At 67.7% G+C, this 14389-nt stretch carries 14 protein-coding genes; 1 reads left to right on the top strand and 13 read right to left on the bottom strand.

What is annotated here, in order from left to right; genetic code table 11:
• Positions 1-115: 115 nt before the first annotated feature.
• The 8 genes from accD to C8J25_RS02700 all read right to left on the bottom strand — a co-directional run bounded on the left by accD (position 116) and on the right by C8J25_RS02700 (position 8236).
• Complete coding sequence (gene accD / locus C8J25_RS02665; RefSeq protein WP_056486848.1) at positions 116-967, bottom strand: acetyl-CoA carboxylase, carboxyltransferase subunit beta; 852 nt, start codon at positions 965-967, stop codon at positions 116-118.
• The gene (trpA, locus tag C8J25_RS02670) at positions 964-1776 is read right to left on the bottom strand and encodes a tryptophan synthase subunit alpha (RefSeq protein ID WP_107952108.1); all 813 of its coding nucleotides are present in this window, start codon (positions 1774-1776) and stop codon (positions 964-966) included. The genes accD and trpA overlap by 4 nt, the downstream gene beginning before the upstream one ends.
• A 160-nt stretch (positions 1777-1936) precedes the next feature.
• Positions 1937-3178 carry a tryptophan synthase subunit beta gene (gene trpB / locus C8J25_RS02675; RefSeq protein WP_107952109.1) on the bottom strand — a complete coding sequence of 414 codons (1242 nt, stop codon included), beginning with the start codon at positions 3176-3178 and terminating at the stop codon, positions 1937-1939.
• Positions 3179-3275: 97 nt separating this feature from the next.
• Positions 3276-3908 carry a phosphoribosylanthranilate isomerase gene (locus C8J25_RS02680; protein ID WP_107952110.1) on the bottom strand — a complete coding sequence of 211 codons (633 nt, stop codon included), beginning with the start codon at positions 3906-3908 and terminating at the stop codon, positions 3276-3278.
• A 176-nt stretch (positions 3909-4084) separates the two neighbouring features.
• Positions 4085-4759: an orotidine-5'-phosphate decarboxylase gene (pyrF, locus tag C8J25_RS02685; protein WP_056060463.1), complete on the bottom strand. Its 675-nt coding sequence runs from the start codon at positions 4757-4759 to the stop codon at positions 4085-4087.
• On the bottom strand, positions 4756-5103 hold the full coding sequence (locus tag C8J25_RS02690; protein WP_107952111.1) for a lipopolysaccharide assembly protein LapA domain-containing protein: 348 nt from the start codon (positions 5101-5103) through the stop codon (positions 4756-4758). Before C8J25_RS02690 ends, pyrF begins: the two co-directional genes overlap by 4 nt.
• Positions 5104-5186: 83 nt before the next feature.
• Positions 5187-7475 (bottom strand): patatin-like protein, encoded by a 2289-nt coding sequence (locus tag C8J25_RS02695; protein WP_107952112.1) that lies wholly within the window; start codon positions 7473-7475, stop codon positions 5187-5189.
• Positions 7476-7510: 35 nt separating this feature from the next.
• Positions 7511-8236: an endonuclease/exonuclease/phosphatase family protein gene (locus C8J25_RS02700; RefSeq protein WP_107952113.1), complete on the bottom strand. Its 726-nt coding sequence runs from the start codon at positions 8234-8236 to the stop codon at positions 7511-7513.
• A 170-nt stretch (positions 8237-8406) separates the two neighbouring features.
• Here C8J25_RS02700 and C8J25_RS02705 point away from each other — a divergent pair, with 170 nt between their 5' ends.
• A complete protein-coding gene (locus tag C8J25_RS02705; protein ID WP_244186689.1) occupies positions 8407-9861 on the top strand; it encodes a L,D-transpeptidase family protein in 1455 nt (484 codons plus the stop codon).
• Between the two features lie 135 nt (positions 9862-9996).
• Here C8J25_RS02705 and C8J25_RS02710 read toward each other — a convergent pair whose 3' ends face one another.
• The 5 genes from C8J25_RS02710 to C8J25_RS02730 all read right to left on the bottom strand — a co-directional run bounded on the left by C8J25_RS02710 (position 9997) and on the right by C8J25_RS02730 (position 14363).
• Entirely contained in the window at positions 9997-10422 is a 426-nt protein-coding gene (locus tag C8J25_RS02710) for a DUF4112 domain-containing protein (protein ID WP_107952114.1), read from the bottom strand.
• A 5-nt stretch (positions 10423-10427) separates the two neighbouring features.
• Positions 10428-11912, bottom strand: coding sequence for an ABC transporter substrate-binding protein (locus C8J25_RS02715; RefSeq protein WP_244186691.1), 1485 nt, complete (start codon positions 11910-11912; stop codon positions 10428-10430).
• Positions 11913-12083: 171 nt separating this feature from the next.
• Complete coding sequence (locus C8J25_RS02720) at positions 12084-12476, bottom strand: hypothetical protein (RefSeq protein WP_244186693.1); 393 nt, start codon at positions 12474-12476, stop codon at positions 12084-12086.
• On the bottom strand, positions 12469-12759 hold the full coding sequence (locus C8J25_RS02725) for an I78 family peptidase inhibitor (RefSeq protein ID WP_146173263.1): 291 nt from the start codon (positions 12757-12759) through the stop codon (positions 12469-12471). The genes C8J25_RS02720 and C8J25_RS02725 overlap by 8 nt, the downstream gene beginning before the upstream one ends.
• Positions 12760-12926: 167 nt before the next feature.
• On the bottom strand, positions 12927-14363 hold the full coding sequence (locus C8J25_RS02730) for an NAD-dependent succinate-semialdehyde dehydrogenase (protein WP_107952640.1): 1437 nt from the start codon (positions 14361-14363) through the stop codon (positions 12927-12929).
• Positions 14364-14389 lie beyond the last annotated feature (26 nt).

Genomic DNA, 14389 nt, shown 5'->3' on the forward strand with positions numbered 1-14389 from the left:
TCTGGCTCCCTCTCCCCTCCGGGGAGAGGGCTGGGGTGAGGGGTAGTACCGGGCGGCGCACTGTTGGGCTGCCCCTCACCCCGACCCTCTCCCCGTAGGGGAGAGGGAGTAGAGATTACGCGGCCTCGCGCGCGCTTAGATACCCGATCACCGTACCTAGCTGCTCGCGCAGATCCTTGCGGTGGACCACCATGTCGATCATCCCATGTTCGAGATAATATTCGCTCGTCTGGAAATCCTCGGGCAGCTTCTCGCGGATCGTGCTCTCGATCACGCGGCGGCCGGTGAAGGCGAGCGTCGCCTTGGGCTCGGCGATCTGGACATCGCCGAGCATCGCATACGCCGCCATCACGCCGCCTGAGGTCGGGTCGGTGAGCACGACGATATACGGCAGGCCGGCGTCATGAAGCATCTGGATCGCGACCGTGCTGCGCGGCATCTGCATGAGGCTGAGGATGCCTTCCTGCATGCGCGCACCGCCGCTCGCGGTGAAGATGACGTAGGGAACCCGGTCCTCAATCGCCGCCTCGACGCCGCGCACGAACGCTTCGCCGACTGCGAGGCCCATCGAGCCGCCCATGAAGCCGAAATCCTGGACGCCGACGACGACGCGGTGGCCGTCGATCGCGCCGCGTGCGTTGATGAGCGCGTCCTGCTCGCTGTTGTCGGTACGCGCGGCCTTGAGGCGATCGGTATAGCGCTTCTGGTCGCGGAATTTCAGCGGGTCCTCGGGGACCTTAGGCGCCGGAAGTTCCGAACAGCTGCCCTCGTCGAACAGCTGCGCGAAGCGGATCTTCGGCCCGATGCGGTCGTGGTGATCGCACTTCGGGCAGACATACAGGTTGTCCTCTAGTTCCTTGGTGAAGACCATCTGCCCGCAGCCCTTGCACTTGTGCCAGAGATTTTCGGGCGTCTCGCGCTTCGCGACGAAGGGCAGGACGTTGCGGACGCTGTTGAGCCAGCTCATGCGGAGACCTTTCGGGCCGAGGCAACGGCGTCGGCGAGAGACTTGATATAGGCGCGGACCGGCTCGGCCGCAGCGGCACCGTGCTGCGCGACCAGTTCGACGATCGCCGAACCGACGACGACGCCGTCCGCGACGCGCGCGACGTTCGCCGCCTGCTCGGGCGTGCGGATCCCAAAGCCGACCGCGATCGGGATGTTGGTCTGTGCCTTTAAGCGGGCGACGGCGTCCTCGATCGAGGATTGCTGTGCCTGCTGGAGCCCGGTGATGCCGGCGACCGAGACGTAATAGAGGAACCCGCTCGCACCATCGAGCACGGTCGGTAGCCGCGCGGCGTCGGTTGTGGGGGTGGCAAGGCGGATCAGGTCGATCCCGGCGGCACGCAACTGCGGGCCGAGCGCATCGTCCTCCTCGGGGGGCACGTCGACGCAGATCACGCCGTCGACGCCGGCGTTGGCAGCCGCCTCGGCGAACCAGTCCGCGCCACGCCGGAGCATCGGGTTGCCGTAGCCCATCAACACCAGTGGCACGTCCGGGTGCCGCGCGCGAAACGCGGTGGCCGTGGCGAGGATGTCCGCGGTGCGCGTACCTTGCGCGAGGCTGCGGATGTTCGCCGCCTGGATCGCCGGGCCGTCGGCCATGGGGTCGGTAAACGGCATGCCGAGCTCGATCGCATCCGCCCCGCCCGCGACGAGCGCGTCGAGGATCGGGCCGGTAGCCTCGGTGGTCGGATCACCCGCGGTGACGAACGCGACAAGCGCGGCGCGACCGGCGGCGGCGGTGCGCGCAAAGGTGGCAGCGAGCCGGCTCACTTGCCCCCCTCCCGCAAGCGGGAGGGGCTGGGGGTGGGCACCCGGCCTCCGCTGGTGGTGCGGTTGGCGATAGAGGGACTCGAACCAGTGGTCCGGCCGGTGTGAGCGCGAGCCCACCCCCGGCCCCTCCCGCGTGCGGGAGGGGGGAAGGATGCGGCGATCATATCGCGACCCCGAGTGCTTCGGCGACGGTGAAGATGTCCTTGTCGCCGCGGCCGCACAGGTTGGCGAGGATGATCTGGTCCTGCCGCATCTCGCGCGCCTTCTTGGTCACGGTCGCGATCGCGTGCGATGGTTCGAGCGCGGGGATGATGCCCTCGGTCCGGCACAGCAGCTGGAACGCGTCGAGCGCTTCGGTGTCGGTCGCGCTGTCATACTGGACGCGGCCGATATCGCGTAGCCAGGCGTGCTCGGGGCCGATCCCGGGATAGTCGAGCCCGGCCGAGATCGAATGCGCCTCGGTGATCTGGCCGTCCTCGTCCTGCAACAGGTAGGTCTTGTTGCCATGGAGCACGCCGGGGAAGCCGCCCGCGAGGCTCGCCGCGTGCTGCTTGTCGAGACCATGACCCGCTGCTTCGACGCCGAGCATCTGCACGTCGGCATCGTCGAGGAACGGATGGAACAGCCCGATCGCGTTCGAGCCGCCACCGATCGCCGCGACCAGCATGTCGGGCAGGCGACCGACGCGCGACAGCATCTGCGCGCGCGCCTCGGTGCCGATCACGCTCTGGAAATCGCGAACCATCTCGGGATACGGGTGCGGGCCGGCGGCGGTACCGATGATGTAGAAGGTGTCGTGGACGTTCGCGACCCAGTCGCGCATGCCCTCGTTCATCGCGTCCTTCAGCGTGTGCGCGCCGCTAGTCACGGGGCGGACTTCAGCGCCGAGCAGCTTCATGCGGAACACGTTGGGCGCCTGACGCTCGACGTCCTTCGCGCCCATGTAGATCACGCAGGGCAGGCCGAAGCGCGCGCAGACCGTAGCTGTGGCGACGCCGTGCTGGCCCGCGCCGGTCTCGGCGATGATCCGCGTCTTGCCCATCCGCATCGCGAGCAGGATCTGGCCGATGCAGTTGTTGATCTTGTGCGCGCCTGTGTGGTTCAACTCGTCGCGCTTGAACCAGACCTGCGCGCCCATGCCCTCGGGGGCGGACTCGCGCAAAGCTTTGGTCAGGCGCTCGGCATAATAAAGCGGGCTCGGGCGGCCGACATAATGTTCGAGCAGATCGTCGAACTGCGCCTTGAAGGCGGGGTCGGCCTTGGCGGCGCGGTACGCCTCGTCGAGTTCGAGGACGAGCGGCATCAGCGTCTCGGCGACATAGCGGCCGCCGAAATCGCCGAAATGGCCGCGCTCGTCGGGCTGGGCGCGGTAGGAGTTGGGGGCGAGGGTAGGAGCGTTCATACGGAGCGCTTTAGCACCTCGGTACGGTGCGCCAAGCCCTTGTATCCCCGTGAAGACGGGGATCCAGTCTGGGCACCCGCCTTCGCGGGTGAACAACTCAGGCGGCGACCGCCCTGAGGAACGCCGCAATCTTCGTTTCGTCCTTGGTGCCGGGCTCGCTTTCGACTCCGGACGAAACGTCGACCAGTTCCGCCCCAGTCCGCCGGATCGCCTCTGCCACATTGGCCAGATCGAGCCCGCCCGACAGCGCCCAGGGCAGTGGATGCCGGAACCCGTCGAGCAGGTCCCAGTCGAACCGCAAGCCCATCCCGCCGGGCAACGCCGCCGAGTCCGGCGTCTTCGCGTCGTACAGGATGCAGTCGGCGACTCCGACGAAGCCATGCGCCGCATCGAGATCGCCGCGCGTACGAACCGCGACCGCGACCCAGGTCTCGATCCGGAACTTCGCGCGGATCGCGGCGGCGCGCGCTGGAGCCACCTTGTGGAGTTGCAGCACGTCGAGCGTCGCCGAGCCGACCGCCTGTTCAAGCATGTCGTCCTCCGGATCGACGAACACGCCGACCTTCGCAACGTGCCGCGGTACGCGTGCGGCGAGTTCGGCGGCTTTCGCGAACGTCACGTGGCGCGGGGAGGCGGGGAAGAACACGAACCCGACATGACTCGCCCCGTGTTTGATCGCGGCGTCGAGCGTGGCGGGGGTGGAGAGGCCGCAGATCTTGGCGGTGGTCATTCGGGTTCCTTGGGGAGCAGGAGCTTGATCATCCTCCCCCGCCAGGGGGAGGTGGCGCCGAAGGTGACGGAGGGGGAGGAAAGGGCACGCAACGACGGCTTCCCTTTCCTCCCCCTCCGTCAGGCTGTGCCTGCCACCTCCCCCTGGCGGGGGAGGATCGTAAATTACGCGTGCAGCTAAAGCGTCGCGCCAATCGCGCGGGCTGCGATATCTGGGTCTTCGGCTTGGGTGATCGGGCGACCAACGACCAGGATCGAGGCGCCGGCGTCCATCGCCTGGCGCGGGGTGACGACGCGCTTCTGGTCGCCGACCTGGCCGTCGGGAAGGCGCACGCCGGGCACTACGAAGAAGCCCTTGGGCCAGATCGCCTTCGCCGCGGCAACCTCCGCGCCCGAGCAGACGATGCCGTCGACTCCCGCCTCGCAGGCGAGTTCAGTCAGCCGCGAAACCTGGTCGTGCGCGTTGCCGATGACGCCGGTCGCGGCGAGATCGGTCGCGTCGAGGCTGGTCAGCATCGTCACCGCGATCACCTTCGTGCCAAGCGGGGCGGCAGCCTTCGCGTCCTCCAGCATCGCCCGCCCGCCACTCGCATGCACAGTCAGGATCGCCGGCTTCAGCGCGCCCAAGGCCTGCACCGCCTTGGCCACGGTGTTCGGAATGTCGTGCAGCTTCAGGTCGAGAAAGATCGGCAGGCCGAGTTCCGCCATTGCATGCACGCCGGACTGGCCGTGTGCGCAGAAGAATTCGAGCCCTAGCTTGATCCCGCCGACATGGTGGCGGACGCGTGTCGCCATCGCCTTCGCGCGGGCGAGGTCGGGCGTGTCGAGTGCGACGTAGATCCGGTTGCTCACAGGAGCGACCCCGGGGGCGTAGCGGTCGGCGTGCCAATCGGTGCGATCGTTGCCGACGTCTCGGCGGGCACGAACGTCACCGGTTCCGGTCGCGGCGTGCGCAGTTCCAGCAACTCGCGCTCGCAGGTCGACAGCCGCTGGCGCAGCCGCCACCGGATCGCATGATTGTAGAGCATCGTCGGCACGAACCCGATCAGGAACGTCACGAACAGCAGCAGCGGCAGGTTCACGTCCGCGATCAGCCCGCCCCAGAGCTGGATCTGGACGGCGTTCCAGTTGCTGATGGTGAAGACCGCGGCGATGAACGCCAGCAGGCACCAGAACAGGATTTTCAGGAACTGCATGCGGCGACCCTTTATCATACCCCATCGCGTCGAAACGCGGTTGGAAACGCAGAGCTACCGCCACATCGGCGTTTTGGCCAGCTTTAGCCGATTTCCGTCCGCAACTGCGCGATCAGCGGCAGGATCGCGGTGAGCCGTGGTTCCTCCTCGTCGAGGATGGCGAGGAACGCGGCGCGCTTGATCGCCGCCACCCGGCCCGGCTTCATCCGCACGGTCGAGGGCAGCGTCGAGACGGTGATGTCGATCATCCGCTCCGACCCGTGCAGCCGCCCCCAGAGATAGTCGTTCTCGCGGTAGGCACGGCTGAAGAACGCGCCGAACGTGCCGAACTGGATCCCCTTCAACGTCGCCTCGGCGCCGCCGGAGCGGATCGAGGTCGCATCGTCTGGCGCGATCCGGTCGACCTTGATCGGATCGAACTCGTCGAGCCCTTCGCCCTGCAACAGCGGCAGCGTCGCGGTGTCGAAATACGGGAAACCGAGATAGGCCAGCAACAGCGTCCGTCGTGTCGGCTTGGCGAGTGCGGCGAACGCCTCCGCCAGCCGCTGGTCGGTTTCCGCATCGAGGCGCTCCAGGTCGAACGTCCGGCCGAGCGTCTCCAGCACTGCGGTCGCATCGCCGCGCATCGCTCGCACCGCGTCGTGCAGCCCGGCATGCATCTCGGCGCGCAACCGGTCGAGATACGGCGACAGCGATTCGTAGATCGCGTCGCGCATCGGCCCCAGTTCGGGCTCGTCGACGGCTGTCTCCACTTCGGACAGGCGCCGCGCCATCAGCCGCAGCCGGCGGATGCGAAAGCCTATGTCGAACGTCCGCAGGAACGTGATCGACGCGGCGCTGGCCCCGCCGGCATGCCCCGACCCGAGCTGGTCCGCCCCCGAGGCGGCGACATGCGCGACGATCGCCGTACGGATCTGCGCCAGCCGCCGGGGTCGGTGGTGCTCCCCAGCATCGAACAACAGCAACGCCAGCGTCTCGATCACCGCGCTGCGCTTCAGATGGCCGTAAGCGACGAAGCCATAGCCCGAGCTCGCCGCCGCCGCCTTCTGCGCGCGCCGCCGCCACGCGATCAGCCGCGGCGCGGTCGGCCGGTCGAGGAACAGCGTATGGCCGAACAGCGACTCGACGTCCGCCTCCACTTCGGGTCGGATCGCGGTGAGGATACCGCGCATCCGGTCGATCCGTGCCGAGCGCTCGGCAATTGCCTCCAGATTGTCGCGGATCGGTTGCTGGCGCGGAATGTCGCTGATCGCACCGATGATCGTCTGGAAGAAGCCGGGCGTACCACCACCGCGGTTGAGCCGCAGCTTGATGTCGGGCGAGGGGTCTATGTAGATGAAGCGCCGGTCGATCTGACGCCGCGCCGGTCGCTCCTTGAGCGCGTCGAGCGCGGGCCGGAACGGCGCGTTGGCGAGCACGGATCCGTCGATCAGCACCGCGCTTTCCGCTGCGTTGGCAGCGGTATGGCGGGGCAGGACGCGCGCAAGGAACGCAGGACGTTCCGGCCAGTTGATCGCGCGATCCTTAAGAACACCGTCCAGTTCGGCGACGGTGAACGGGGGGAAGGCGCCTGGGAAGCTCGACGTCGCGCGCGCTGCGAACGCCAGTTCCGCGGGCGGCGCGAGCGTATCGCACGCACCGCCATTGTCGGTGAAGTCGACCACTAGGCGATGCTCGGTCTCGACCACTTCGGCGGGTGAATTGAGCTGCAACCGTTCGGGATGCCCCGAAAAGTCGGTGACCGTCACGAACAGGTCGAGCGGCTGGCCCGGCGGCAACAGGCGCGGCCCGCGCTCGCTCGCTGCCATCGCGTCGAACGCATCGAGCAGCAGGTTGGTGAAGGTCTTCCCCCCGAACGGCGGCTCGAACCAGCGCGAGCGGATGAAATGCGACAGCTTGGTCCGCACCTCTTCACGTGTGGGATCGTCGAGCGCGTCGACCTTGTCGGTGCTACGCCCTGCCGCCATCCACGCGAGCGGCATTGCCCACGCCTTCGAGAATCGCGATTTCGGCGCCGCCTCGGTATCGATCAGCGCCTCGACGTCGGCCGACGTCATCCACAGGTCGGTCAGCGGGTCGAGGCTCTGCCCGGTGGCGATCGCCTGTGCGAGGAAGATGCCGTTGATCCCGCCCGCGCTGGCGCCTGCGATGATGTCGGCGAGCACGCGGACGCGGATCGCACCATGCGCCTCGATCTCTTGGAGCAGCGCGTGATACACGCCCTCGCTGCCGCCCTTCGGCGTGTCGCCGTCGTGGAAGGCGCGGCTGGCGCAGACGAGCCGCCAGATCTCCTTGGTGATGCCGTGCATGTAGACCGCAAGGCTGATCCCGCCATAGCAGACGAGCGCCAGTCGCAGTTCCTTCTCGCGCATTCTACATCCTCATGCCGACGGTATCTCTGGGGGTTTTATCCGGTGGCCCCGGTTCGGTTCGTCGGTGTTGTCGCCTCCAGAATAGCCCAGATCGGCAGGTGATCCGAGGCTTTCCGCGCCGCCGGGCTGGCATGCACGCCGCACTCGACCACGTTCAAGTCCGACGACACCATGATCCGGTCGAGCCGAGCGACTGCGCGCCGCGAATGGAAACTCGCTCCCGTCTCGGCGAACGCATAGTCGCGGCCGAAATCGCGCAGGCACCCGGCGCCCGCGCTCCATTCGTTGAGGTCGCCCATCATCACCGTCGGATGCGCCTGCGCGCAGGTATCGACATGGTTCATGATCGCGGCGGCCTGCTTGCGCCGCCACAAGCCGGACAGATCGAGATGCATGCCAAGCACGCGCAACATGCCGCCTGCGAACTGGACGTCGGCCATTACCGCCCCGCGTGGCTCGAGCGAGGGGAGGTGGAGTGGCTCGCTATCGACCACCCGCGCCGACTTGCGCACCAGGATGACGTTGCCGTGCCAGCCCATGCTGAGCGCGCGCAGGCCGAAGTCGACCGGCTTCCAGTCGCTATGCTCCTCCAGCAGATGATGCGGCAGCACGCACGCCTTGGCCCCGAACCGCCGGTCCGCCTCCTGCAGCGCGATCACATCCGCATCGACCTCGCGCAACACCTCGACCACGCGTTCGGGATTACGCCGACGGTCGAGCCCGATGCCCTTGTGAATATTGTAGCTGGCGACCTTGATCATGCGTGAGCCCTATAACGCGACGGGCGCGATCCGGGTTGCAGAATGACGGTGTGCGCCATGCAAAAGGCACGGGCGGTCGATCTTGTGGAAGAATTACGTCTCCGCTCCTCCGTCGTGGAGCGGAGATCGACACCCGAGCGTTGTATGTCCAGATTGTGGGGGAATTGCTGGTGCGTCTTGGTTTAATCGGTGCATCGCTGCTGGCGATGACGTGTGCACTCTCGGCGTGCGAGGTGAAGACGACGACCGCCTCGAACACGCAGCAGCCCGCGGAGGCGGCGGCTCCCGCGGGTGCGCCGACCGGGTGGACCACGACCACGGCCGGGCAGTTGCGCAAGGCGATCGCGGCGCGCGGCGCTCACGGTCTCGACCGGATGAGCTTCGACGCGAGCGCGCAGCCCGGTGCCGGCGACGACGCGTTTACCAAGGCTGCGCTGGCATATGGCAAGGCGCTGTCGCAGGGCGCGACCGATCCGACCAAGTTGTTCGACGTCTACACCGTGTCCCGCCCGCAGGTCGATGTTGGGCGAGGGCTCGCGGCGGCGCTTCAAGCCGGCGATGTCGGCAAGTGGCTCTCCGGCTTGGCGCCGCAGGACGAGAATTACGCGCGCCTATCGAAGGCCTATCTCGCGACGCCGAAATGGGAGCAGACTCCGGCGTCCGCGATCCCCGACACGGGCAAGCCGATCAAGCCGGGCGAAGCCGATCCGCGTGTGCCTGCGATCGCGCACCAGCTCGTCGCGTTCGATTATCTCGACAAGGCGGCGGCGCAAGGTGATCGCCTGACCCCGGCGATGATCCTCGCGATCAAGAAGATGCAGGCCGATTACGGCATCAAGCCGGACGGCATGATCGGCAGCGCGGCGCTCGGCATCCTCAATTTGTCCGATGCGGACCGGGCGCGCGCGATCGCGGTCAACATGGAGCGGCTCCGCTGGCTCGATCGCAATGCGCCCACCACGCGGATCGACGTCAATCTCGCGGCGGCACGGCTGAGCTATTGGCGCGACGGCAAGCTGGTCGACAGCCGCAAGGTGGTGGTCGGCGAGCCCGACAAGGAAACGCCGCAGCTTGGGTCGCCGATCTTCCGCCTCGTCGCCAATCCGACCTGGACGGTGCCGCGCTCCGTCGAGAAGAAGGAGATGGCGGGCAAGGGCGCCGGGTATCTGCGCGCGAACAGCCTCGCGTGGAAAAATGGCTGGCTGGTCCAGCAATCGGGGCCGAAGAACTCGCTCGGCCTGGTCAAGTTCGACATGTCCAACGATCACGCGATCTATCTGCACGATACGCCCGCGAAGCAGCTGTTCGCCGAGATCCAGCGCCAGCGTAGCCATGGCTGCGTCCGCGTCGAGGATGCGCTTGGGTTCGCCGAGCTGCTCGCAAAGGACGAGGGCGTGACCGATCAGTGGCACGCCGCCCGCGCGACCGGCAAGGAGACGTTCGTCAAGTTGCCGAAGGAGATACCGGTGCGGCTGTTGTACCAGACCGTGCTGTTCGACGACGCGGGTGAGCCGGTGATCCGCGCCGATCCCTATGGCTGGAACGACCGCGTCGCAGTCGCGCTGGGGCTTGGAACGAGTGCTAGCTACAAGCCGGCGGCACGCGATGCCGACGTCGGGCCGTAACCGCCTGACCTAATCTATGCCTTTGGTAGTCATCCCCGCGCAGGCGGGGATCCATATCGGCTGTCATTCGAAATTATTCGTGCAGTCAGCCAGTATGGGTTCCCGCCTCCGCGGGAATGACTCGTATAGAGCGTCTTACCCCTGAAGCGTCGTCGTCGAAGGATAATGCTTGTCGAGATGGCGCTTGATGATCCGCAAATTGCGCGTGTTCGAGCGGAAGAAGAAGTCGGGGATCGCGCCGACGAACGGGATCATCCCGAACGCCCAGTCGATTCCGACATTGCCGAACATCCGCGCCATCTGGATCTTCGACATGCCGATGTTGCGCGCTTCCCATGCCATCCACGCGCCGACTGCCGCCGCGATCGTGCTGCCGGCGAACGGGATGAGGTCCAGCATGACGTCCATGCCGACCTTGCGGTTGGTGCCGGGAATGACGAACAACCCCTCCATCACGCGCTCCATCGCCTCGACCCGGCGGCGCACCGACAACGCGTCCGTGCCGAGCGGCAGCGTCTGGAAGATCTCGCCGGGGGCGATGCGGGTGGTGCGCGGGTTCATCGACCCTAGTTGGTATCGGGGCGCAACCGGTTCAACGGGTGCCACGCGCGGGTGTTCGCCTGCCATTGGCTGAGGCGCGTGGAGACCAGCGACCATCGCAGAGGCCGCGCCAGCGGGATGAACGCCACGTCCTCGTTCATCGCGGCATCGGCGGCGGCGATCCTGGCACCGCGTTCGGCCAGCGTCGGCGCCTCGCGTGCCGCCTCCAGTGCCGTCCGCGCCGCATCGCCACATGCAACGCACGCCGCGGCGAGATACCAACGCGCGCTGTCATAGGGCGCGACCGCATCGACCAGCTTCAGCTCTGCCGGGTCGTCGATCCCGACTCGCCGGGGAACGATCCCGATCGCCATCAGCGACGCCGCGACCTGCGCATACAGCAACGTCGCCCCCGGCCCGGTGGGCAGCGCGACCCGCAGTTCGATCGGACCCGGAATCTGCTGTTTCCAGCCTGCAACCCGCTGGCGCGCGGCGGCGCGGCGTTCGTCCTGCGTCAACAGCGTCCATGCCGGCACCTGCGGCAGCGAGGCGGAGTCGAGGATATCGGGCAGGATACGGTCCGCCGGGTCCCAGTTCGGCGCTACCGCCGCCGTCACCGCCGACCGGTCGATCGCCTGCGACACGGCGGCGCGGTTGGCGGCATCGGCCAGGAACCCGTCGCGCCGGACGATCGCCAGGCCGAACAGTCCGACAGCCGGATCGACGCGGATGTTCGCCGGCGCGATACTGGTTACCGCCAGCAACGGCCAGTCGACGAAACTGCCCCCGCTCACCAGATCGGAGTCGCGATTGGCGAACCGCGCGATCGCCCGCGCCGCACGTTCGCCGATCAGCCGGACATCCTCCTGCGGCTTTGCCTCGCGCTGGTCGTCGGGATCGGCCTGACCCGGATCGAACGCAGGCCGTAGCAGCGGCGCACGACCGCGATGTGCCACGCGGAACGGCCCGGTCCCACCGGTCGGACGCAGCCGCAGCAACGCGAGTTCGGGTTGCGCGAACAGCTTCAGCAGGTCGGGGCGCGGCCGCGACAGCCGCACCTCGATCACCTGCGGCGTCATCACGACGATCTCGTCGATCGCGGTCAGGAACGGCGCGAGCGGATTGCGTGCGCCCGCCGCCGCCCGTGCGGTATCGGGGCCGCCGATCTGTCGCCTTAGCATCGTCACGACCTGCTCGGCGGTGACAGGGGTACCGTCGCCCCAGTCGCCCTCGCGCAGGCGGAAGATGTAGCTCATCCCGCCGTCGATCACGATCCAGCGCTCGGCGATCCCAGGCTCGATCTGTCCCGCGGCATCGAACCGCACCAGCCCCTGCGCGGTCGAGTCCATCAGCAGGCGGGCAGGGGTATCGAGCGCGACCCGGCTTGCATCGGCGACATGCGGGACCCCGCCGATCGCGCTGACGACCACCGCGCCGGTATCCGGCCGCCGATCACACGCGGCGAGCATCGCGCATCCGGCGAATAGCGCGACGCTCGCCGTAAGTCGCATGCGTCGCCTGCGTTCAGCGCCCGGTCGCAAACCGGGTCGACCGCCTTGATCCGATCGCAGCAAAAGAATCTGGTGGATCGTCGACGTCAGCATCGTCGACCGTGTAGGCCCGGACGTCCCGCGGGGCAACGCAGAGGGCACCGCGTACCACCCGATAAACGCCTCGCAACGTTACCGGCCGCCTCGGAATGCGAAGGTGAAGCGATAGGCGCTGTCCTTTGCGGGACGAGCATCCGCCCGCCGCGCCGGGCTGGCCGCGACCAAGGTCAGCGCGCCGTCCGCGACGTTGACGGGCATGCCGAGCGTCAGATCGATCTGCCTGGACCAGCCGCCGCCCATGACGGTCGCGCGCACCACGAGCCGCCCCGCCCAGACGCATTGCGCATCAACCGGGCAGCGGCTGTCTTCGATGACTCGGTCCGCGCGCACTTTCGGTCCGTCGACGAACGCGGTCTGGCCAAGCGCTATCGGACCTTCGACCGGGACATGCGCCGTGCAACCCGTGATGATCGTCCCCGCCAATGCCAGGAATGCCGCCCGCCGCCTGGCTCCACGCTCAACCACAGGATGCGGAGACCACCCGGCCGTCCGCGATGATGACCGTCACGCGCTCCTGCCGGTAATCGCGCGTCATCGGATCGCCCGGTGCGAGCCGACGGACCATGGCGCTTCCCGTCCGGCGAAGAATATCCGTGTCGTCAGGCGCGCTCTGCCCGACGAGCGCCGCGGCGGCATCGGCGCGGCATAGTCCCGTCCTTAGCCGGTCGTTCGTGCCGGTCGAGGCGCAGGCTCCGAGGCACGCCAGCCCGAGCATCGACACCAGCATGCTTCCCTTGATCGTCGTCATCGTCACATCCCCGTCACCGTAAGCCGCGCCCTGACTAGCGCGTCGAACCTGAACGGTAGACGGTGCCGACGACGGATAGCCTTGATCGAACGGACGGACAGCGCGCCCGGTATCCAGTGCGACGGCGTGCAAGGCCGACCGTCCGCGGAAGGCCTTGCACCGCCCGGTCAGCTGATATGCACGGCCTTCGTGACCAGATGCGCGGCGATGCCCTCCGGACCGTCCTCGGAACCGTGACCGCTCTCCTTCACGCCGCCGAACGGGCTGTCGGGATAGCTCAGCCGGACGTTGTTGATCGCGATCATCCCCGCCTCGATCGCGTCGCCGAGCATGTTCTGGCGGCGGCCATTCTCGGTGAAGCAATACGCCGCCAGCCCGAACGGCAGGCGGTTGGCTTCGGTCACCGCGTCCTCGTCCGTCGCGAACCGGCTCAGCAGGGCGACCGGGCCGAACGGCTCCTCGTTCATCGCGCGCGCCGACAGGGGGACGTCGGCCAGCACGGTCGGCTGGAAGAAGAACCCGCCCTGGCCGCCATAGTCGCCACCCGCGAGCAGCTTGGCGCCGTGCCCCGTCGCGTCGCCGACCAGCTCGGCGATCGCATCGGGACGGCGGGCATTGGCCATCGGGCCCATCTGGCTCGCCGCATCCATGCCGTCGCCGATCTTCAGCGCGCGCGTTCGCTCGGCAAAACCGGCGGCAAACCGGTCGTAGATGCCATCCTGCACATGGAAGCGCGTCGGCGCGACGCAGACCTGGCCGGCGTTGCGAAACTTGTGCGCGACCAGCGTATCGAGCGTCTTCTCGAGGTCGCAATCGTCGAACACCAGCAGCGGGCCGTGCCCGCCTAGCTCCATCGTCGTCCGCATCATCGTATCGGCGGCCAGCTTCATCAGCGCCTTGCCGACCGGCACCGATCCGGTGAAGCTCAGTTTCCGCGTGATCGGCGAGGCCAGCAGATGGCGCGACACCATGTCCGGCACGCCGAACACGCATTGCGCGACGTCACCGGGCAATCCGGCGTCCTGGAAGCAGCGCATGACCTCGACCGCGCTACCCGCGGTTTCCTCGGATGGCTTGATGATGATCGAGCAGCCGGCAGCAACCGCCGGTGCGATCTTGCGCACGACGTTCATGATTGGGAAGTTCCACGCGCAGAACGCCGCCACCGGGCCGACCGGCTGGTGCAGGACCAGGCTCCGCGTACCCGACGGGCGGGGCAGCACGCGGCCATAGACGCGCAGGCCCTCGGCGGCGTGGAAATCGAGCAGCGCGGCGGCAAACGCGACCTCGCCCTTCGCCTCGGCCTGGATCTTGCCCTGCTCCAGCGTTGCGATCCGCGCGATATGGTCGCCGCGTTCGCGCAGCAGTTGCGCGGTCCGGACCAGGATCGCGGCACGCTTTTCCGGCGGGGTCGCACGCCATGCGATAAAGCCGCGCTGCGTCGCCTCCAGCGCGCGATCCAGGTCGGCGGCATTGGCGAGCGGCAGTGCCGCCTGTCCCGCACCGGTCGCCGGGTTCAGCACGTCGCGAGTGTCGCGACCGTCGCCGCTCAGCCATTCGCCGGCGATGTAGAGCCCGAGCTTGGTGTCATAGGCGGTGGTCATAATCGTCTCCGTTGTTGGCGTCGCGT

This window comes from Sphingomonas faeni, assembly GCF_003053745.1.
Taxonomy (GTDB): domain Bacteria; phylum Pseudomonadota; class Alphaproteobacteria; order Sphingomonadales; family Sphingomonadaceae; genus Sphingomonas; species Sphingomonas faeni.

Excerpts from the sequence above, each read along its gene's own strand:
- C8J25_RS02700 (WP_107952113.1), bottom strand. The coding sequence starts at position 8,236 with ATGATCAAGGTCGCCAGCTACAATATTCACAAGGGCATCGGGCTCGAC.
- C8J25_RS02680 (WP_107952110.1), bottom strand. The coding sequence starts at position 3,908 with ATGACCACCGCCAAGATCTGCGGCCTCTCCACCCCCGCCACGCTCGAC.
- C8J25_RS02695 (WP_107952112.1), bottom strand. The coding sequence starts at position 7,475 with ATGCGCGAGAAGGAACTGCGACTGGCGCTCGTCTGCTATGGCGGGATC.
- C8J25_RS02730 (WP_107952640.1), bottom strand. The coding sequence starts at position 14,363 with ATGACCACCGCCTATGACACCAAGCTCGGGCTCTACATCGCCGGCGAA.
- C8J25_RS02725 (WP_146173263.1), bottom strand. The coding sequence starts at position 12,759 with ATGACGACGATCAAGGGAAGCATGCTGGTGTCGATGCTCGGGCTGGCG.
- accD (WP_056486848.1), bottom strand. The coding sequence starts at position 967 with ATGAGCTGGCTCAACAGCGTCCGCAACGTCCTGCCCTTCGTCGCGAAG.
- C8J25_RS02690 (WP_107952111.1), bottom strand. The coding sequence starts at position 5,103 with ATGCAGTTCCTGAAAATCCTGTTCTGGTGCCTGCTGGCGTTCATCGCC.
- trpB (WP_107952109.1), bottom strand. The coding sequence starts at position 3,178 with ATGAACGCTCCTACCCTCGCCCCCAACTCCTACCGCGCCCAGCCCGAC.
- C8J25_RS02715 (WP_244186691.1), bottom strand. The coding sequence starts at position 11,912 with ATGCGACTTACGGCGAGCGTCGCGCTATTCGCCGGATGCGCGATGCTC.
- C8J25_RS02710 (WP_107952114.1), bottom strand. The coding sequence starts at position 10,422 with ATGAACCCGCGCACCACCCGCATCGCCCCCGGCGAGATCTTCCAGACG.